The following is a 19,502-nucleotide window of genomic DNA, read 5'->3' as shown; positions in this document are numbered from 1 at the left end:
ACCTTAAGAAAAATCAAACAGAAAAATCCCAATTTTAGAAAAGGGCGCCAGAATCGGAACTTTTGAAATGCCTTTTGTCTACAATCTGAAAGTCACCTTTTCAGGTGACTTCTTTTCATTCATCTACTTAAATGGTAAATCTTTGTGAAAGGCTCGATAATTTCTCAGCAAATTCGGCTTGTGATTTTACAGCATAATTAACTTCCTGAATTGATTGATTCGTAGCCTGAATGTTTTCTAAAATGGCTTCAGAACCAGAAGAAGTTTGTTCGGACACAGCAGATGCACTTTGAATAGAGGCACTTACTTCTGCAATGGCATCTGAAGTTGATTTAGAGTGTTCCGCAATCTCATTGGACATAAGGCTGACAAATTCTGCATCTTTCTCATATTGGTTACCTACATGAACAAAATTCTCATAATCGGAAATAACCCTTGTGTCAATAAACTGCATAACTTCTAAAGAAGTAGATGTCATGTAATCAAAAGCTTTTTCCACTTTCGCAATAACTTCACGAATATTGGAAACAGACGCATTAGATTGTTCTGCTAATTTCCGTACTTCATCGGCTACAACAGCGAAACCACGACCAGCTTCCCCCGCACGCGCCGCTTCAATGGACGCGTTGAGTGATAACAGATTAGTTTGGTCAGCAATGGTTCCAATCGAATTAGCAAGAACATTAATTTCTTTTACCACTCCAGCTTGTTCGATCGCTTCGTATATTTTACTTTGTTTCTCTTCGTAAATTTTTTGCGCTTCATTGGAGGAAATTTCTGCTTGTTGTTTTACTTGTTGAGCACGTGTTTTTATCTCCTGCGCTTTTCCTTCTCCCATTAAGGCACGTTCTGAAAGCTCATGAGCCGTTGATGAAATTTCTTCACTGGAAGTCGTGATTTCTTCGGTAGATGCTGTTAAATCCGCAAACGCCCTCGTCAGTTCCTCTGTCGTTTGACTGACTGAATTCATGTTAGTAGATACTTCCCCCATTGTTGCCGATAACTGTTCTGTGGATGCTGACAATTCTTGTGTTCCATACACCACTTCCCCAATCAGTTCTTTCATATTCGCAACAGATGTATTTAATGCCTCGGTCAATTGTCCAATTTCATCCTTGGAAGCAGGAGGAATCGTTTGTGTTAAATCGCCTTTTCCTAATGCTCTAGCAAAATTTAAGAGTTGATTCATTCTTTTCGAAATACTTCTTGATATCCACAATCCAAGTCCAATGGAGATCAAAAATCCAACAATACTAATACTAAGCAATAACGTTTTAGCGGATTGATAAATTGCATCATTATTGGATTTAAACGTTTCAGTGTCCTTGTTTAGTCCATCAATCACTCCGTTAATATTACCGATTAAAGTATCTCGTTTCGTTACATAATCTCCATCGTTCAAAGCAATGGCCTTATCATAATCCCCTGTTTTAATATACTCAATTAATTGGTCTCGAACCTTTTGATAATCCGCTAGGTTCGATTTGAATTCTTGATATCTAATTTTTTGATCTTTCGATAAAGGAATTTTCTCATAATTAGCAAGGGTACTACTAGTTTCTGACTTCATTTTGTCAACATCTGATACAATTTGAAAAACACTTGGAGCATTATCTTTGTTGATCAAATCATTGATGTCCGCTTTTGTTTCCGATAGTAAGAAGCGAGTTTGCGACATATCTTGTATGGCTTCAAGGTTGTTATCGGCAATATTTTTCCCATTTTCATTAATTTGGGATATGTCATTGAAACCGATTAAACCTAATCCTCCAAGCAGCAGGGAAGAAACCATAAACCCTCCTATTAACTTGTGAGAAATTTTCAAACTCAGTACTCGTTTCATATGTATTCCTCCTGTTGATCATCACGATTGTGGGTTCCTCATTTTTGCTGAGTCGTCGTTTATTTTATATATTTATAATACTTTTGGGCGTTTTGGGTTATGGTTAGAACACCAGATAGTATTCTATTGATAATAGTTTTTATATGAAAAATCAGTTAATTCTAAACACTATAAGTTCCGTCTAAATCTTTTTCGATTCTAAAGCAACATACACCGCGCTTCTAACATTACTGATTTTTACTCAAAAAAACCCAGTTCCTACACTCAACCGGCAACGGCTTCATTTCCTTGAGAGAAAAATTTTGAGTATAGTAGCATAAAGATATAAAATAAAAACCCTATGGCGAGCATAGGGTATTAAATACAGGCCATTCGGTAGCTGGCTGACATATCGACATATTTTGCCGATTTAGTCCCTATAGCTTTGCGTCACCAGATTTCTCTAGTTTTGCCACTTTCGTGAGATTATTAAATTCTATATATAGGATAAAATACTCAGTTGATTTTTACAATAGTTTTCCTAATAAAATCCTATTGTCTATTTTTTCTACTAATCAGGAGTAATGTACTATGACTATCAAGCTAGGGAAAAGACAGCATGGTACTGTATCCATGATAAGAAATCATCCCATTGAATAATAGTTCTCAAATCATATACAGCCTCCCCGTGTGCCCATTAGGAAAACCAATTTGTTCTTCAAGCCAATCTACTCGTTAATTAAATACATTTGAATCGTCCAAATTCTTTTCCGAAAACTAAAGATTTCATATTCTAATTTTTTCATAACTTACTTTATCCTAAAACACAAAAAAGCACTCGTTGTCTTTAGTCGACAATCAAGTGCTTTAAATTCGTCTGTTTTTAAGTAACATTAGTTTTCCCAACATTATAGTTTTTTTATTAATTTTAAAACTTCAATCTCATCTTGATTTATTATTTTCTCATAGTAGTATTTTTCGGTTCGATCGAATCCATTTTGCTTTGCAAGTTCCGCATTAATAGTCCCAAGTCTAAATTGTGAACCTGCTTTATTTCTTCACCCTCTCTTCTATAGCTACTTTTCTCTAGCTTGTTTCTCTTTTTCTAGAATTTCCATTCTAACCTTAACAAGAATCACTCCATCTAGAATGTCTTTTACAATCAGCCCTACTATAAGCCACCTTAAATGAATTCGAAGATTTTTCAAGACCAACAAAATTATCTTTGTAACGACGGTTGCTAAATACTACAAGCCCTACTACCTGTCAACTTGCCAGTTTTTCTACTTCTTAGTGGTACGAGCGCAGAAGTATCTTTTATTAAGCCGTGTATGTAACAGTTGCGAAACCTACGAGAAAACGAAGATAACAAAAAACAGGGCAATACGGTGCTATCTGACCATAATCGCCCTGTTCAATGTAACGGAATTGCGTTATTTAGGGTAAAATATTCAAGCATCTTTTCGTGTACATACAAAATGCCGAAATCTCTATACGAGCATTACTTAGTATTGGAAAATGTATGTGATTTTAGCACTGGTAGCCCAGACCTTAATAAAGTCCTCATGATGACATCTGTGTCTACGTTATCGATATAGACCAATTACAACGGCTCTATCTTTAATCCAACGCCACCTTATAACAAGTTAATTTATTTTGCGTATTTTTCTACTTTTTTATAAAAATATTCACATGCCTTATCTTCATCATCAAATATTTTTAATCCTGATTTGTTTCCTCTTTCGCTATAATACACTTCCCAATTATCTCCATCTTTAGTTATACAATACTGTTCATTTGGAAGCCCCCCTTTTAATATTGAATAAATATCCTTAGGCATATTAATTTCTTGTAACTTTTGCTCTAGTTCTTTTATTTTCATTATGGTGTAATCCTCCTTAGTATTCCTTCCTCTAATAAATTTTCTACAGTATCAGTCAATACATATTGAACTCCGCCTCCAACTTCATCAAACCATGGTGCTATCTCCCCTCCTGTAAGCGTCAAGTAAAATTGAACACTTTTTGCTCATTATTTTTGAACAGTTTTTTCTCCAAAAATGGAAGTTCTATGTTTCATTCTGTAACTATCGCCGTTTAGATGAACAATCTCAGAACGGTGTGCAATTCTGTCTAAAATTGCCGTGGTGATGGCTGGATCACCTATCAAGTCTCCCCAATCACTTGGCCCTTTATTGGATGTAAGAATGATAGATGCACTGTTGTAAAGCTCGTTAATCAAGTGAAAAAAAAGATTAGCCTCTTTTGAATCCATTGCCATAAACATTAAATCGTCGATGACAACCAAATTTGCTTCTCTAATCCTCTTGAGTCGTGCCTGAGATCTTCTTGTTATTTCCTCAGTCTTTAATGTGTGAATCAGTTCTCCCATTGAGATAAATGCAACTTTATAGCCCTTGTATATTGCTTCCAATCCTAAACCTATAGCTAGATGTGTTTTGCCAACTCCTGGGGGACCAAGGAGGATGAGATTGAACATCTGATCAAGCCAGTTCAGCTCGCTCAATTGTGTAAATTGCTTTCTGCTAAGCGATTGTTGTTCATTAAGATCAAACTCCTGAAGAGTTTTTTGGAAGGGAAAAGCAGCCCATTTCAGACGCTTTTCCATTTGTTTTTCTTCCCGTCTTTCTTGCTCATGCCCAAGCAATTTCTGAAGAAACTGGCTATAAGACCAATCTTCCGATTCTGCTTGCTGAATGATAGTCGGAACAACTTTAGCTGCCTCCGTCAACGTCAGTGATTTTAACTGATTCTGCATAGTTTCCAAAATCACGTTCATATGACTACTCCTTTAAATAATTCTTCATATTCCTTTGGATCTCTTACTGACGGCTTGGCCAATAAAATTGACTCATCGGCATCATTTAACGACTTTATTGGGTGAACTGCAGGGGACGGAGGCTTTGGATTAGTGTTCAATAAGCGTTGGCGTTTTAGGTATTCAACGACATCGCTGAAGTCATTTGCGCTGTAAAGCTTCTTTTTTATACACTCTTCCATTGCTTGATTCATCAGATCCTCGTCAAGTTCCTCTATCGTTCTTCGAATTAATTGAAGTTGATCCCGGATGTACCTTGGGTACCCATGATAGATATTTTCCAGATAGTCATTTGCCTGATCTGGGTTGTTGAATTTGGCTGCTAAATGAGAAATGTATTCTGGTATGCCTCGGGACCGGTCACGAGTATGGTTTCGATCCTGAACTAGCTTTCCCTTGCCTGTTTCTAGTCTATGGTCCGCAATTACATTTCTTTCTGCTTTATCGTGTATAACCAGACGCCCATCATCAGTAATTATCAAGTAAACCATCTTGTCTTTTTTATAAGTTCCGAGAGGAACAAAATATCGGTTTGACTGATACAAGATGGTATTGTCCTTTCGGACTGTCCTTGTTATACTCATCTTATTATGAAATGTTTTTTTGTTTGTGATCGGTCTTAAGTGTTGCTTTTCTTCGATGAACACTTCTGCCGGTCTTTTTTTTGTAGTGTTATGGATTTTACCGTTCCCGGTACGATCCAACCATTCCAAACACTGTTCGTTCCATTGGTCAAGGTTATGAAAAACCCGGTGTTTGGCAAAGTTTTTCTTGATGAATTTGACCGTATTTTCAATTTTCCCTTTGCTTTCTGGGTCAGCTTTACGACAAACGCGAAGATTAAGATCTCGTTCTTGCCGATAACCCTGAAACTCAGAAGTCAGGATGAGATCGCCAGAGTTCTCACTTACTACGATGAGAGAATCTTGATCATAAACAAGTTCATTAGGAATTCCTCCAAAGTATTCAAACGCGTTCTCATGGGTTCTGATTACATCCCTAGTGGTAAAGGGGCGATCAAGCCACTCCATATATTTATAACGGGAATTAGAAAGAACGAATGAGATAAAGTACAGTTTGACTTCCTTACCATTGGAGGCTTTCTGTTTGGTTTGACCAAAGTCAATCTGAGCCTGTTCCCCCATCGGGGGATCCTGAACAGCCTGATAACTTCTTGTGGGATGGGTCCTCTCAATATGATAAATCTCACGAAGCTCCTTTACATAACCTCTTACTGTACTTTCACCAACCATCAAGCGATTGTCTTTCTCCTTAAGCCAATCGAAAACCTGTGCAGCTGACATGTCTGGGTGGTCCTTAAGCCAAGTTAGAATCAACTCTTTATGTGGGTCAAGCTTCCTACTTCTGGTTCGGATAGAAGCCAACCATTCAGTCATGTCTTCAGGATCTCTTTGCAGATAGGTATAAACTGTATTCCTTGCGATATCTAGTTTCCTCGCAATCTTGCTTATTGAAAATCCTTTTTTCCTAAGCTGATGTATTTCCATATACATGAGCCACTTATCCACCTTTCCTAACCCCCATCATTGTAAAATTCTAGACTATTAAAATAGTTATTTTACAATGATAGGGCATGTATTAAAATAGGGGAACTATTGAAGTTTTCAGTTGGTAACCGGCCCGAGGGCCGGTTACCAACTGAATCCTCCCCCTTATCAAATTGGCAAATAAGTGTTCAATTTTATCTAGCGTTTTCTGACTACTTTAGTCTAGCAGTTACACCTCCCTTGACTTTAATAGGAACAACGACTTCAAATACGTTGTAAGGTCTCAAATCTGTACCTGGTGCAACAGCTCTCATTTCATAAGGAATACCTTCTGGCGAAACAAATGTACCTGTGTCATATCCATATCTATCTATTCTAAATCCAGGTTGTAAAGTTTCTTCAATCGGAGTATTTAAAAACCCATCGTTTTCAGGCCAATTTATTGCACCTGTTTCTTGATCATAGTATTTAGGATTATTAAAAACATGCTTATATTTTAAATACAACTCATCATTTGGAGGGTATTTCCAAAGTGATAGTTTAGCCCTATCCGTTTCAGAAATTACTTCTTTAACATCACCCGTACCCTTAACAGCACCCTCAACACTTTCCCCATGTATCTCATCTATAGAGATCGTGTGAGTATTTCCACTTTGTATATGTACCTTGCCAACATCCTCCCCACTCGCCATCGGTAATGCATATTTTCTTGCGGGGATGATTTCTTCTTCTTTTAAAAGTCGCTTTGTTTCTAGTTTAACTTTTGCATCATTAAAGGACAACACGTTGGCTCTATCACTAACCGCTTCAGAGGTACTCTTTATTCGAGATATTGTTGATGGATCCGTCTTTCTTACCAGTTGAATGACATTAGAGTTTTCTTGCCTGGCTACCTCTTTTACTCCTGTTTCAACCCCGACCTCTGCCATTTTATCGCCAAAGCGAGCGAGCTTTATGGTACCACTAAGCTTTGATAAGCTGCCTAACCCCGGCAATAGGTCTAATCCCCCGAACGCTCCACGTAGTGCTCGTTCACCTGTTCCCAATTTGCGTCCGGAGATCAAGTCTTTCCCGCTCACAGCTGCACCGATATCCAATGCACCGCTCGTTAACCCAATAACACCTAACAATGCTAGACCGACAGGGGGACAAAAGGCGGTAACAAGGGCGCCAACAATTGTGCCTCCTACTAACCGCATTTGTGTTTGAAATTCTTTATGATCCTGCCGATCCCGTATAGATTCATACTGAAAAGCGCTAGTATGGAGAGCCGCTTGTTCGTAATCTTCTAGAAGGAACTTTTGATTGGACTTTACAGCTTCGTACTCAGCCTTCATTTTCTTTGAATAGAAGTTTTCACTATTAAATAAATCATCAATATTAACCTCTGTTTTAGGTACTTCTAGTGAGTGTAACTCTCTATATCCCTCATAGATAATCTTTGTTTCTTTAAACTATCCAACAGAAAATTCATTCACGATCGAGTAAAAAATTATCTATATAATATAAGAACCTTGCAATTAATATTTTGCTAAGTTCTGTATAGGAGCATGAAGGAGCATGTACAAACAAAAGCTTCCTTATATCCGCTTTTGCTACGATTTATATGTGTACATGAGAATGACAAGCTCTTAGTGATACACGAGAAAATTAAATTGTTCATTGGCAAATGAATAAAAAATATGCTTTTTTAACTCCCTAAAAGGGTTAGGTAAAATTTCACCCGAACACTGATTGGTGATATTCCTTTCCCCTTTTATTTTGGGTATACAAAAAGGCCCATTCCCCCTCATCGTTCAAGTGGAATAAGCCTTTGAATGTTTATTATGTGTTGGTTAAGATTTTAGTTTAGAGACTTCCGTATTGTTCAATAATCGCATTATTAGCACAGTACTCATAGAATTTTTTTATCAACTCATGAATATCTTGTTTTCTAACTATTTTTTCTAGCCACTCTTCCGGGATTCCATCCATTTTATAATACATTCCTGCCAATGATCCTGTTACTGAAGCCACGGTGTCCGTATCTCCACCTAAATTTACTGCTTTTAAAACAGCTTCTTTAAACGAAGTTGTGTTTCCTAAACACCAAATCGCCGCTTCCAAAGTATGGACGACATAGCCGTCAGATAAAATTTCTTCTTGTGGGGCTCTAAAAAAACCATCATTAAAAATTCTCTTGTAGTGATTCAACTCTTTTAGATACACATGATCCTCCCCAAAATTTTCATAGAAAAGCTCTTGTATTTCTTTTATTGATTTTTCAAAAGAATTATTGTGATATAGTCTTATTAAAAATTCAATGTAGATAATAGAACCTACTATAGCACGCGGGTGTGCATGAGTAATTTCTGTGTATTGCTTAATTATCTCTGTTTTTTTTACAAAATCAAAATTATTATATAACAGAAATGCCAATGGTGAAATTCTCATTATGGCCCCATTGCCATTATCATACTCGGACTGCCCCCCGCACTTTTCCGGTAAAACTCCTTTTTTAAACCTAGTAATTGCTTCAATTGTTGTTGTACCAATATCAAACATCTTACCAAAAGGAGTCCAATATCCTTCATCGTGATATTTAACAAATTTGCACATTAAGTTCTCTATGTTTTCTTTTTCAACAATATTTTCTACTAAACATAAAGTCAACGATGTATCATCGGACCATGTCCCAGGAGGTTGATTATATGTCCCGTATCCAACTATTTCTTTAATGTGAAATTCGTCTCTTTTCCTAAATTCAACCGGCACCCCTATTAAATCGCCAATAATTCCACCGTATAAAGTAGGTAGTACTCTCTTTTTTATATTTAGTCCGAGGAAAATTTTATTATCATCTTCCCATCTATCTATCATTCTTCTACCGTTCATTTTTTCACCTACTTTTTTATTATCAAATCAAAAGTAACATGTAATTTACCAATGCTATCAACATTTACTCTTTTTATTATCATCTCTTGTCCTGCATTCAATAGTAGCTCCGCTTCATCAGGAAAATGACTTATCTTGCCGACATAGGCTGCATTGGCTCCTTTTGGAACATTGATTTCCCATGAGACTGCCATATGGTCAAAAGAGGACTCTTTAACAATCGCAGTACTGACAAACCCATTATCTTTAAATATCTTCCCTACTAAAGAATCCAAATTTATTTTTCCATCTTTATCCCTCTCGAGTATATCATCAAAAGGTCTAAGATCTGTTCCTCTAAACACTTTCATATCATATGGAACTTCCGCTTTACTCAATCCGCTCTTAATATGGTCAATCACTTGTGAATCCACGCCAGCTAAAGAATCACTGAACCCCCTTAGATAGGAGTTTATTTTCTTATAATCGTTCCCAGTATATTGCTTTATTGCACCTCTCTCACTTTCGGTTAATGATTCTAGCCAGCTATCATAATACTTCCTTCCCCATTGATGGGCTTCTTCTACGTTTTTGAGTGAGTGGTCAGTCCCACGAATTCCGTTGCCACCTTTACCCGTACCCTTCACTGCCCCCTCAACACTTTCCCCATGTATCTCATCTATAGAAATCGTGTGAGTATTTCCACTAGGTATATGTACCTTGCCAACATCCTCCCCACTTGCCATCGGTAATGCATATTTTCTGGCAGGGATGATTTCTTCTTCTTTTAAAAGTCGCTTTGTTTCTAGTTTAACTTTTGCATCATTAAAGGACAACACGTTGGCTCTATCACTAACCGCTTCAGAGGTACTCTTTATTCGAGATATTGTTGATGGATCCGTCTTTCTTACCAGTTGAATGACATTAGAGTTTTCTTGCCTGGCTACCTCTTTTACTCCTGTTTCAACCCCGACCTCTGCCATTTTATCGCCAAAGCGAGCGAGCTTTATGGTACCACTAAGCTTTGATAAGCTGCCTAACCCCGGCAATAGGTCTAATCCCCCGAACGCTCCACGTAGTGCTCGTTCACCTGTTCCCAATTTGCGTCCGGAGATCAAGTCTTTCCCGCTCACAGCTGCACCGATATCCAATGCACCGCTCGTTAACCCAATAACACCTAACAATGCTAGACCGACAGGGGGACAAAAGGCGGTAACAAGGGCGCCAACAATTGTGCCTCCTACTAACCGCATTTGTGTTTGAAATTCTTTATGATCCTGCCGATCCCGTATAGATTCATACTGAAAAGCGCTAGTATGGAGAGCCGCTTGCTCGTAATCCTCTAGAGAAAAGTTTTGGTCGGGTTTCTTTACATCTTTGTACGCATCTTTCATTAGCTGCGAATAGAAGTTATCTCCATTAAATAAATCATCAATATTGACCTCTGTCTTAGGCACTTCTAGCGAATGTGACTCGCTATATCCTTCATAGATAATTTTTGTTTCTGTGGCTCCTATACGGTTTTTTGTGGTGTAGTTAGAAATATCCAAATCCCGCATAGCTTCTACAAACGCATCTATATCTTCATAGAACGGTTCGTCAATGGTACGGTCGACAATATCCCCGACCTTACCAGTAAAGGAATGCAGCACCTCGAAGTCATCGAATAGGTCCAGGTATTTGCTTTTTAAACTATCGTGATGGAAAGAAATGACGCCATCATGATCATATTTCGCGATTGATGCCTTAGCATCCTCTAAATTGTCGGTTAAATCTTTTAAACTATCAATCATGCCTTTACCCCACCGGCCAAGGCCAATCAAATCCCCAATCCCCTCTTGCATCTTCTTCCAATCGGATGGGGTATATTTTACATCCATGTACCTAACCCCCATTTCTGCTACAACGCTTGATCGTTTTCCCCTTTCTATAAATAATGTCCATCATGAGTGCCTCTCTCAAACGAAACATTAATTTTTGTTGTGCTGGACTCAAGTTTTTTTGAAATGCTTTGTATTTTTTTAGGTTAAGATTTCTGCCTTTATTTCAGGTCTTCCCCACTTACTTTTGAAAAAGGAACTAAGTGCTGTGTAAGGGTATTAGAAAATTCATCCCCACGTTTATTGATCAGCAATAGATTTATCGCAATTGAACGTTTACCATAACGGTAAACCCTTAGGATAGTCGTTCTAACAAATGCAAATCCTGCCGGATTGACAACAATGTTCGTATATCGTTGTTGGTTAATTCTCTCCACTTCATGCCAAGGGACAAACACTGCAGTTAGGAAATTTCTAATCACCATGCCTTCCGCTCGCATTTCTACAACAGGCCTCGGATCAAAGATTTTGATTAAGCAGGCTATTCCAGTAAGTAATGAACTAATGGCAAATATCCAAGAAAGGACAACTGCGGTATCCGTTAAAAACTCCGTATCAGAAATAAATTGCGTATATAATAAATAAGCGACCCCCAACATCAATACACTGAGTACTGCTGTGATAAATCGATTTAGGTAAAACTTTTTTGATTCATTTTGCATTTTTCTCTCCTCACTTGCATTCCATTAAAATTTTATTTAAAGTCCGATGGGATATAAGTCACAACTACTTCCCTATACCCCCAGTTTGGCCATGATTTGTTCGGCAATATCGTTATCCAGCTCCATCATCGTATTAAGAATCTCTGTGACTAAGCTGGCAGCCCGGGTATAGTGGCTGTATAGATCCCCGACCTTTTGATTTGCCTTCGGATACACTTCCATCGTTTTCATGGCTTTGCCTTCGGTGTAGTAATGAATGTTGCACAGTTTCTTTATCGCAGGTGCCGCATTTGTTTCTAATTCGGTAATGATTTGCTGCAATGCCTTGTAAATGGCTGTCATCTCATCAGGATTAACATGAATTAACAGACTGGAACTTGCACTTTCACCTTCTATTTCTCTACGCATATGACTTCTCCCCCTTGTAAGGAAAATCCATTTCATCGAATAACACTTTTAAAAACCAATATTGACTGGCATGATAATACTTTCGATTCACGGTATCGACCATGATTAACTTCTCGCCTTTTGTAAAAATAAGCCACTGCTGATAGTATTGGGCATTATTCTTGTCCCTCGGCGTTTCATTTAAATGGAAGTATTCCAGATTCATAAACATCTGTTCCGGTTCATACTGCTCTGTCTCGTGTCTTTCTTGATGGGATAGTTCCTGTTTTAAGAATGTTTGTTCCGCTGGTTCCGGTTCCCTGCCGATCACTGGAAAACCCTCACCCAAAATTCTTAATGCCGTGGCTTTGCTGACAATTCGCAGCTGATAATGGCCCTGTTCTTCCAGTTCCACCAGAACAATCACTTCATCACATTCTTTGTCGCGAAATGCAAACATCAAGTTATTAATTCGGACATATTTGTCACTTTGGAAGTAATACTCTACTACTTGAATGATGATGGCGCCCGCTTTAGTGATTTTCCCATCAGCGGATACGATCTCCTTATCCACTAACCTTTGATGTGCCTGTTGGAATACTTCTTCACCTTGAATTTGATAAAGGGTTTTATCGGGTAATCCAAAGAGGGTCTGGCCGCCAAAGGCGGCCGCTAACAAGTATAATTCCGGTGCAGTAAACGAATCTGTTGGGGCTTTCATCATAGATTCCTCACTTCTTTTACTGATCCATCCTGAAGGAAATCATCGAAGTCCCTTTCCAAGTTATTTAATGCTTTTGTTTGTTTATGAACGGCTGATTTCATCCCTTCATGGTATTTTTCAATAATTTCCAGATATGTTAAAAAACTATCCCTTGCTTTCCCGCTCCATTTTGCAGAATTCACATAATCCCGTAAATGTACGCATTGTTCATAAGTTTTCTCAATGGATTGTTCCAATGCTTTGGCAGCAGCTTTCGCCTCATTGACTTTATTCCCGTATATTCGAACGCTTCCCATCATCCTCACCCTTTCTTCGTAAATGCATTGACAACTTCTTTGGCTAATGCTTCTGCTGCTTCCCTTTCTCTTCGGGCCCGTTCTTCTGCCTCTTGAATGGCCAGTGCTCGATAATAGACATACCGTTCATAGGCCAGATTCTTGGCAGCAACAAGTGAACTGCGTTTGTCTTGATCTAGACCAAAATACCGAAGAAGCTCTCCATTCTTTTTCTCTCGGGTGGTTTCAAAATCATTAGAAGGAATCTTCGTATTGGATAAATTCGGAACAGATCCCTGATAAGAACTGTAGGCGGAGTTCGCTTCAGACACTTTACGATCGTGTTCCGTGATCGCATCTGTCAGCTCTTCATATAGCCTTTGATAATCATCCCTTTTGATTTCCGTGGCTGTTTTACCCAAATTAGACAAATCTGATAACCAACTAAACACTGGCATTCACTTCCTCTCTTTTTTCATATGGAGCAGCTATTTTCATTTTTTCTGCTTTGCCATTTTTAATATAGTAGGCCTCATATGGCAGCAAGTTCTGCTCTTTATACGGTCTGTTTAAGACCTCGAGAATGTTCTGATCGGTGATTCTGCCAACTAAGACGCCTGTCTTTTGCTTCTTGATCATCACAGCCAAATCATCATACTTTCTTTCCAAGGCACTATGTACACCACCAATGACAAAATAAATGCCCGCTCTCGCACCCGTTTCCATTAATTTGGCCAGAGTTGTTTGCGATGTAAATGACATGGTGTCAATGACAAATGATGCATCGGCGATCAGGACCGTCATTGGCCGAATCTCCTGAAGGAAATCATTTAGTGTCACCCTGTCGCTTGTGGCAAGCTGCACTTGACGGAATGCATCTTCACGCGTTTCAAATAGTTGCTGGAGCCGATCCACGAATTCATCCATTTTGGCAGCTGTATCCGCATAGAGATTGACATTTTCTTTATAATTCATGCAGCCTGAAGCGGCATTATCGATTAAGCCGACATCCATTTTCTCATTTGTAGAAATGCTTGACATCAAGGTTAATAAGGTCTGTTCCACCAAATCGATTTGGTCACTAAGTATTAATGTATTTTTATCCTCAACCACCGTTAACTCCAGCGGCTCGACCTCTTCAAAATCAACGGCAAATGGAATGCCGCCTTTTCTAATCATCGCTTCTGTGTTCGGAAGCTTCATAAATTCAGTAAACACCAGTGTTTCCGGTACCATTGGAATTGGTAATGGACACGCTCCCTGCCAATTCCTTCTCATCATTCTGCACTCTTCCTGAATATGCTGAATAACAGCCAGTGTATCTCCACCTTTTACAGGAAGTGCAGTTTGGAAGAGGAGCGGATGGTCTAATTTCACTAAGCCGCGGCCTGGAATTTCTTCTATTTTTAAATCGGTTCTACCCACGATATTTCTTGTTTCTATATCATCAATGAGATAGAGCGAAATTTGATGCTTCACATTGGCCAACAATGGGGCTCTCATCGCACTTTGACGTCCTGCACTAATCAGTAAATGGATGCCTACACTTACACCTTCTCTAGCAATTTGTGCGGTGATTTTTTCAAAATCCTCACGGTAAGGAGCATCCGTAATGGAATCAAATGTATCAATGACCAGCAGGATGGTCGGAACTTCTTGTCCGCTCGCCTGCTCGTACATTTGAATGGTGGCTACCCCATATTGACTTAATCGCTGCTTGCGCTCTTTTAATTCTTTTTGAAGTCGGCGGAATAGCTTACCGAGTTTGATTTCTTCATCTACCATGATCGTATCAGCAACATGCGGCAATTCCTTCATTGGAAGTAAGCCGTTCGTTCCTAAATCAATGAGATAGACATGTAACCTTTCAGGATTATGCTGTCTGGCCGCATCCATTACGATACTTTGCAAAAAGGTCGACTTCCCATATCCTGGGCTGGAGAATACTGCTATATGCCCGTCTTTGGTAAGATTCAAAGTTAACGGCTCCTGGGCCTGCATTTCCGGAATATCCATGAAGCCAAACGTCACCTCTAATGGCTTCTTCGGTTCATACCAAGCCACTCGAGACTCTACCTCATGTAAAGCTGTGAGGAATATTCTTTCTTCCAGCGGCGGCAGCCATGGTCTTGGCAGTTCAGAAATCCCATCTTTCCTTGTATAGTCTTGAATGTACTCAACCACTGCATCCAGCTCGGTGATCGTTTTAGAAATTTTCTGCTTATGACCGAAGCCGCTTAAGTCCTCTGATAGAATCTCATATTGTCCTAGATCGTTAATGGCATAAATGGTCGTATCCAGCGAATCAAGGTCCCCTTTATCAGGGCTGTATTCGGCACCGCTCCAAGCACTTTGGAAAAGTTCATAGATTTCATTGTTGCCGACTTGCAAATAAGCCCGTCCTGGCAAAGTAATTTCAGATGCATCAGGTGTTTTCAGGATTTCATTTGAATCGCTGGCATTTTGCACCTTGAGTGCCAGCTTAAATTTCGAGTTTGACCAAATTTGGTCATCGACCACACCGCTCGGCTTCTGGGTTGCGAGAATTAAATGAATGCCAAGCGAACGACCGATCCGGGCTGTCGAAACCAGCTCTTTCATAAATTCTGGCTGCTCAGCCTTTAATTCCGCGAACTCATCGGAGATTAAGAATAAATGCGGCATCGGTTCACGAACCTCACCCGATTTATATAGTTTCTGATATTGATTGATATGATTGACATCATGTTGGCTAAACAAACGCTGGCGTTTTTGCAATTCTGCCTTAATCGAAGCCAATGCCCTCATAGATTGGGCACCGTCCAGATTCGTTATTGTCCCCACCAAATGGGGAAGGAGTTTGAATAGATTGGCCATCCCCCCGCCTTTATAGTCAATCAGCAAAAAGGCCACTTCATGCGGGTGGAAATTAACGGCAAGTGATAGAATGTAAGACTGAATAATTTCTGATTTACCAGACCCTGTCGTACCTGCAACCAATCCATGCGGTCCATGCGCCTTCTCATGAAGATTCAGCTGAACAATGTCGTCCTTCCCCCGCAATCCCAAAGGAACGGCTAGGCTTTTATAAGTTTCATTTCGTCTCCAGCGTTCCGGAATCCTTAGTTCTTCGACTTTCTCTACACGATACATTTCAAGGAACGTGACATTCTCAGGAATTGAATTTTTCAAGTTTTGCAAGTGATCGAGAGCTGCCAAACTGCGCGAAATATCCTCTTTGGCAAAATCTGTTGGAAAATGATCTGGCGTGAAGCTTCGGTTGACCAGCTCTCCATCTTCCAACATCACGTTGCCGTTTGCAGTATCACGAACATCGATAACTGTTTTCACATGTTCCGGCAGCGACTGCAGCACATCCTGAACAAATACAAGAGATACGCCGAGTTCACTTGGGTCTTCATTAAAATACTCCATGACTGTATGGTCCAGAATCAGTTTTTCATCGGTAATCATCACAATGAAATGAGGGGTAAAGTAATGTTTTTCATTCTTATTGCCTTTCTCTTCGATGGCAAGCTTTCGTTCCTTCAAAATTTGATACAGGGAAGTTAATACTTGGTCTCTCGATCTATCATGATAGACAAATCCCCTTACATTGAGGTCACGGATACTGGCATGCGGAAGCCAGCGCATCCATTCCCAGTTCACTTTCTCCTCTTCCGGGAAGATCGTCACAAACTGCACATCATGATAACTGTGAAACATAGCAACCTGTATGACGAGCAATTGCAATTGTTCAAGTACAAGAGAGCGCTGCCCAATATAGCCTACAGGTCCTTTCGCCAAAGAAGCCGTTAATGGCACCTGATCAAGTGACAGATAGTGGGATCTCAAGCGATTGGCCGCCTCCACGAGTTCATCCTTCTTCAAGGTAAACTCCTCCACATTAAATTCAATCGCAAAGCTGGAAGTAACCTTCCCCAAACCAACCCGGTACATCAGAAAGTCATGGTGAAACATGTTTTTCTCATATATCCGCGAATCAATGTTAAGCGCCATTTGGCGGAGCTGCTCCATGCCAGGATAATGGTACTCCAAGGCATGACGCTGGTCTTCGCTCACTTTATACAATTCTTGTGTCTTTTGTTTTAAATACTCCTGGTAGCTTTGTTCCCGCTCCTTGGTATCTGAACGATATTGCTTCCAATGTTTTAAATAAGAAGTGATCGAAAATATAATGGTGACAATCGTCATGGACAACATGACAATCAGATAAAATCCACTCCGCTGGAAGAACGAGACCACCACCATCGCGGCAATCATGACCAGCGGAGGGACTAAAACACGTGCCAGTTGTTCACTCGGCTTGCTTGGCTGGGCAGAAGGCTGGGCAATTCGGCGAGGTTCAGTCGGCTCGCGGTAAATGATTCTTGGTGACCGGTGGTAGGACGGATATTCATCCCCATACATAAGCTCCTGATCAAACAAACGAGCTAATTTCGTTCCGCCCAAGACATTTGACTCAAGGATTTCTATTTCTTCACTGCCGATCTTAATCAACAGGCCATCCACATAGAGCTGGTCACCAGGCTCAAGCATAGTACCTTCTGTGATCCGCAAGAAATTATGGTAAACAACACCACTATACACTTCCAATTTAAACGGCTCACCAAGCTGATCGCGGAAAAGATGCAGATGGGACGTTGCGTTTACAATTGTCACATCATCATATTCATTTTCCCCAAAGGTAATACTTCTGTGCTGTGTCGTATCATATGTATGCCACTGATCCGTCTCCATTAGAATAAAATTCAGGACATCATCAGCTTTCTTCAAGGCCAATGGTTCATTTTCATGTAAAATATGATCTTCAATTTTGGCAGTTTCACCATCCCATTCAACGGTTACTTGGGAGCACATGTTCTTAAATGTGATGGTATCAGCCCCATCACCTCCCACTGTCACGTTCCTAACTTTGCTTTGTTTAAAATGGCATTTGTGCAACTGCTCTCCGTTGTCCACCAGTAATAATCGTTGTGCCATCTTTCTCTCCCTCTCTGTCCCCAAATCAGTCTGCATTTTCTGTCTTTATCTCCGAATCGATCCCGTATTTATCTGTGTATGATTTCAGTTTATCCTGGTAATCTTGGATTTCCGTTTCCCGCTCTGTACCGCTCAATTTCGGGTCATTTTTTGCCTTTTCGATTTTTTTCACGTAACTATACATAATCAACACTGGATCATCCATGAATTTTGCAAGGTCAAGTGATTGATCGAGGTTACCTCTGCCATTGTAGATCCAATACAAGAAATAGTGATTGTCGCTTTTCAGACTGAGATTTTTCATAATAGACGCTTTTTGATCATCATTTAGCTGCTCTGTCTGGATATACGAATATGCGAGAATATACTTACCAGCATCTGGTAATTTCTCGGGATTTTCGTTTTCCAGATCGCTAATGACACTACCATAATCCTCTGAGATAAAATGACGGTGTGCGTCCAACAAGTGGTTTTGGAAAGGTAGCTTGGCCGCACTAAAGTAGATCAGCGGGATTGCCAATAGAACGATGACACCGCTCATGATGAAAGTTAATTGTTGATAAAGCCGGAACTTTCGCTTTGGAACAAACTGCATCGTCTTCTCCGTTTCGGCCTGTTCTTTTCGATAACTGGCTTCCAGCCATTTTAGTAATTCATCCAAATCGGTTGCTCCTGCGACTTGGCGTTCAAATTCAGTGTCCGCTGCATTGGCCAGTGATCCGGAATAAAGTTCATCAAAGTTGAATTTTTTTGAAAAAAGGGCAATGATCAAGCATTTATATTGGAGAAGAAAGGTTTCTTCGTTGATCTCATATGGGGGCAGTAAATCCCGAATGCCGCGATACACCATGACAGGAAGGAGATTATCATCAAACAATAGATGCTCCGGATGCAAGAAGAATGTCATCCGTGTGGTTAATAGCTTTCTGAAGCGGGCAATATTACACAAAAGCCGCAGCTTTTCCTTTCGATCAAATCTGCGCACTTCTCCCCACTTCTTCAGTTTTGAATCAACCTTAAACGAAAATACAAATTGATCCTCTTCTTCTGAAGCTTCAGCTGGCACAAAATAATCTGTATTTTCATTCAGCAGCGCTAATTGCCGCAGGTCTTTCACACGTGTTTCTGACTTCGCCAGCTTCAACTGCCATGCGTCCTCGTGAATGGAAAAATGGAAAGTCATTGTTCCCATTTTAATCGTCTTGTCATTCATTCTTCTTAGGCTCCTTTATCTACGCTTGTATTTTCAGCTCATTTAGAATGGTTAAGGGAGGCCTTTCGCTTATCTTGGATACAGGCTTTCCCTTTCTATAAAACTTGTAAAATATCGCCATTAGTAACTGGATGGTCCACAAGACGGTCATCATCCGTTAAGAGTAATTGTTTCGCTGGGACCTTTAATGCAAAAAGCTGGCCGTCTGCCACTTTCAAATCCAATGCATCCTTCAAGCTAGCCAACAGCTGTTTCACATTTTGATGGACAGGAATTCTCACATCATAACGCCCTTTGTCCCATTTCTGAAAATCAACCGTTACATTAATATGTGATCCTCTAGGCATCTTCCCATCT

General features: G+C 39.8%; 17 protein-coding genes, 1 pseudogene and 1 riboswitch. All 18 genes and pseudogenes read right to left on the bottom strand.

The features are described from left to right. Window positions 1-127: 127 nt before the first annotated feature. The gene (locus HPT25_RS09400; protein ID WP_173062992.1) at window positions 128-1,843 is read right to left on the bottom strand and encodes a methyl-accepting chemotaxis protein; all 1,716 of its coding nucleotides are present in this window, start codon (window positions 1,841-1,843) and stop codon (window positions 128-130) included. A gap of 371 nt (window positions 1,844-2,214) precedes the next feature. Continuing rightward, a riboswitch (cyclic di-GMP riboswitch) is annotated at window positions 2,215-2,306 on the bottom strand. Window positions 2,307-2,730: 424 nt separating this feature from the next. Beyond that, window positions 2,731-2,865 (bottom strand): annotated as a pseudogene (locus HPT25_RS29470) (UCP033725 family protein); the annotation flags it as partial. A gap of 33 nt (window positions 2,866-2,898) precedes the next feature. Beyond that, window positions 2,899-3,030 carry a hypothetical protein gene (locus HPT25_RS29010; protein WP_281368177.1) on the bottom strand — a complete coding sequence of 44 codons (132 nt, stop codon included), beginning with the start codon at window positions 3,028-3,030 and terminating at the stop codon, window positions 2,899-2,901. Window positions 3,031-3,473: 443 nt separating this feature from the next. Continuing rightward, window positions 3,474-3,704, bottom strand: a complete 231-nt coding sequence (locus tag HPT25_RS09395) for a hypothetical protein (RefSeq protein WP_173062989.1) — start codon at window positions 3,702-3,704, stop codon at window positions 3,474-3,476. Then, window positions 3,704-3,829 carry a glycohydrolase toxin TNT-related protein gene (locus HPT25_RS29355; RefSeq protein WP_173062986.1) on the bottom strand — a complete coding sequence of 42 codons (126 nt, stop codon included), beginning with the start codon at window positions 3,827-3,829 and terminating at the stop codon, window positions 3,704-3,706. The genes HPT25_RS09395 and HPT25_RS29355 overlap by 1 nt, the downstream gene beginning before the upstream one ends. Before the next feature lie 24 nt (window positions 3,830-3,853). Further along, window positions 3,854-4,621 (bottom strand): IS21-like element helper ATPase IstB, encoded by a 768-nt coding sequence (gene istB, locus HPT25_RS09385; protein WP_173062983.1) that lies wholly within the window; start codon window positions 4,619-4,621, stop codon window positions 3,854-3,856. After that, a complete protein-coding gene (istA, locus tag HPT25_RS09380; protein WP_173062980.1) occupies window positions 4,618-6,189 on the bottom strand; it encodes an IS21 family transposase in 1,572 nt (523 codons plus the stop codon). The genes istB and istA overlap by 4 nt, the downstream gene beginning before the upstream one ends. 191 nt (window positions 6,190-6,380) lie before the next feature. Then, window positions 6,381-7,505 (bottom strand): glycohydrolase toxin TNT-related protein, encoded by a 1,125-nt coding sequence (locus tag HPT25_RS09375; protein ID WP_173062977.1) that lies wholly within the window; start codon window positions 7,503-7,505, stop codon window positions 6,381-6,383. 511 nt (window positions 7,506-8,016) lie between these two features. Next, window positions 8,017-9,042 (bottom strand): ADP-ribosylglycohydrolase family protein, encoded by a 1,026-nt coding sequence (locus tag HPT25_RS09370; RefSeq protein ID WP_173062974.1) that lies wholly within the window; start codon window positions 9,040-9,042, stop codon window positions 8,017-8,019. Between the two features lie 8 nt (window positions 9,043-9,050). Continuing rightward, a complete protein-coding gene (locus HPT25_RS28635) occupies window positions 9,051-10,901 on the bottom strand; it encodes an ADP-ribosyltransferase (protein WP_246277166.1) in 1,851 nt (616 codons plus the stop codon). Between the two features lie 161 nt (window positions 10,902-11,062). After that, entirely contained in the window at window positions 11,063-11,563 is a 501-nt protein-coding gene (locus HPT25_RS09360; protein ID WP_173062971.1) for a hypothetical protein, read from the bottom strand. A 72-nt stretch (window positions 11,564-11,635) separates the two neighbouring features. Continuing rightward, the gene (locus HPT25_RS09355) at window positions 11,636-11,971 is read right to left on the bottom strand and encodes a hypothetical protein (protein WP_173062968.1); all 336 of its coding nucleotides are present in this window, start codon (window positions 11,969-11,971) and stop codon (window positions 11,636-11,638) included. Beyond that, the gene (locus HPT25_RS09350; RefSeq protein ID WP_173071011.1) at window positions 11,964-12,671 is read right to left on the bottom strand and encodes a DUF5081 family protein; all 708 of its coding nucleotides are present in this window, start codon (window positions 12,669-12,671) and stop codon (window positions 11,964-11,966) included. The genes HPT25_RS09355 and HPT25_RS09350 overlap by 8 nt, the downstream gene beginning before the upstream one ends. After that, window positions 12,671-12,970, bottom strand: coding sequence for a WXG100 family type VII secretion target (locus tag HPT25_RS09345; RefSeq protein ID WP_173071009.1), 300 nt, complete (start codon window positions 12,968-12,970; stop codon window positions 12,671-12,673). The genes HPT25_RS09350 and HPT25_RS09345 overlap by 1 nt, the downstream gene beginning before the upstream one ends. Window positions 12,971-12,975: 5 nt before the next feature. Then, window positions 12,976-13,407, bottom strand: coding sequence for an EsxC family T7SS substrate (locus HPT25_RS09340; RefSeq protein WP_173062966.1), 432 nt, complete (start codon window positions 13,405-13,407; stop codon window positions 12,976-12,978). Continuing rightward, on the bottom strand, window positions 13,394-17,932 hold the full coding sequence (gene essC / locus HPT25_RS09335; protein WP_173062963.1) for a type VII secretion protein EssC: 4,539 nt from the start codon (window positions 17,930-17,932) through the stop codon (window positions 13,394-13,396). Before essC ends, HPT25_RS09340 begins: the two co-directional genes overlap by 14 nt. 25 nt (window positions 17,933-17,957) lie before the next feature. Next, a complete protein-coding gene (essB, locus tag HPT25_RS09330) occupies window positions 17,958-19,145 on the bottom strand; it encodes a type VII secretion protein EssB (protein WP_173062960.1) in 1,188 nt (395 codons plus the stop codon). Between the two features lie 95 nt (window positions 19,146-19,240). Further along, window positions 19,241-19,492 (bottom strand): EsaB/YukD family protein, encoded by a 252-nt coding sequence (locus HPT25_RS09325; protein WP_173062957.1) that lies wholly within the window; start codon window positions 19,490-19,492, stop codon window positions 19,241-19,243. Window positions 19,493-19,502 lie beyond the last annotated feature (10 nt).

Origin of the sequence: Neobacillus endophyticus (assembly GCF_013248975.1) — a bacterium.
GTDB classification, from domain to species: domain Bacteria; phylum Bacillota; class Bacilli; order Bacillales; family Cytobacillaceae; genus Neobacillus; species Neobacillus endophyticus.
This window is presented reverse-complemented; position numbering and strand designations above follow the sequence as displayed.

What these genes read in the sequence shown, in the direction of transcription:
- HPT25_RS09400 (WP_173062992.1), bottom strand. Translation starts at nt 1,843, where the DNA reads ATGAAACGAGTACTGAGTTTGAAAATTTCTCACAAGTTAATAGGAGGG.
- HPT25_RS09395 (WP_173062989.1), bottom strand. Translation starts at nt 3,704, where the DNA reads ATGAAAATAAAAGAACTAGAGCAAAAGTTACAAGAAATTAATATGCCT.
- istB (WP_173062983.1), bottom strand. Translation starts at nt 4,621, where the DNA reads ATGAACGTGATTTTGGAAACTATGCAGAATCAGTTAAAATCACTGACG.
- HPT25_RS09375 (WP_173062977.1), bottom strand. Translation starts at nt 7,505, where the DNA reads ATGAAGGCTGAGTACGAAGCTGTAAAGTCCAATCAAAAGTTCCTTCTA.
- HPT25_RS09370 (WP_173062974.1), bottom strand. Translation starts at nt 9,042, where the DNA reads ATGAACGGTAGAAGAATGATAGATAGATGGGAAGATGATAATAAAATT.
- HPT25_RS28635 (WP_246277166.1), bottom strand. Translation starts at nt 10,901, where the DNA reads ATGGATGTAAAATATACCCCATCCGATTGGAAGAAGATGCAAGAGGGG.
- HPT25_RS09360 (WP_173062971.1), bottom strand. Translation starts at nt 11,563, where the DNA reads ATGCAAAATGAATCAAAAAAGTTTTACCTAAATCGATTTATCACAGCA.
- HPT25_RS09355 (WP_173062968.1), bottom strand. Translation starts at nt 11,971, where the DNA reads ATGCGTAGAGAAATAGAAGGTGAAAGTGCAAGTTCCAGTCTGTTAATT.
- HPT25_RS09350 (WP_173071011.1), bottom strand. Translation starts at nt 12,671, where the DNA reads ATGAAAGCCCCAACAGATTCGTTTACTGCACCGGAATTATACTTGTTA.
- HPT25_RS09345 (WP_173071009.1), bottom strand. Translation starts at nt 12,970, where the DNA reads ATGGGAAGCGTTCGAATATACGGGAATAAAGTCAATGAGGCGAAAGCT.
- HPT25_RS09340 (WP_173062966.1), bottom strand. Translation starts at nt 13,407, where the DNA reads ATGCCAGTGTTTAGTTGGTTATCAGATTTGTCTAATTTGGGTAAAACA.
- essC (WP_173062963.1), bottom strand. Translation starts at nt 17,932, where the DNA reads ATGGCACAACGATTATTACTGGTGGACAACGGAGAGCAGTTGCACAAA.
- essB (WP_173062960.1), bottom strand. Translation starts at nt 19,145, where the DNA reads ATGAATGACAAGACGATTAAAATGGGAACAATGACTTTCCATTTTTCC.
- HPT25_RS09325 (WP_173062957.1), bottom strand. Translation starts at nt 19,492, where the DNA reads ATGCCTAGAGGATCACATATTAATGTAACGGTTGATTTTCAGAAATGG.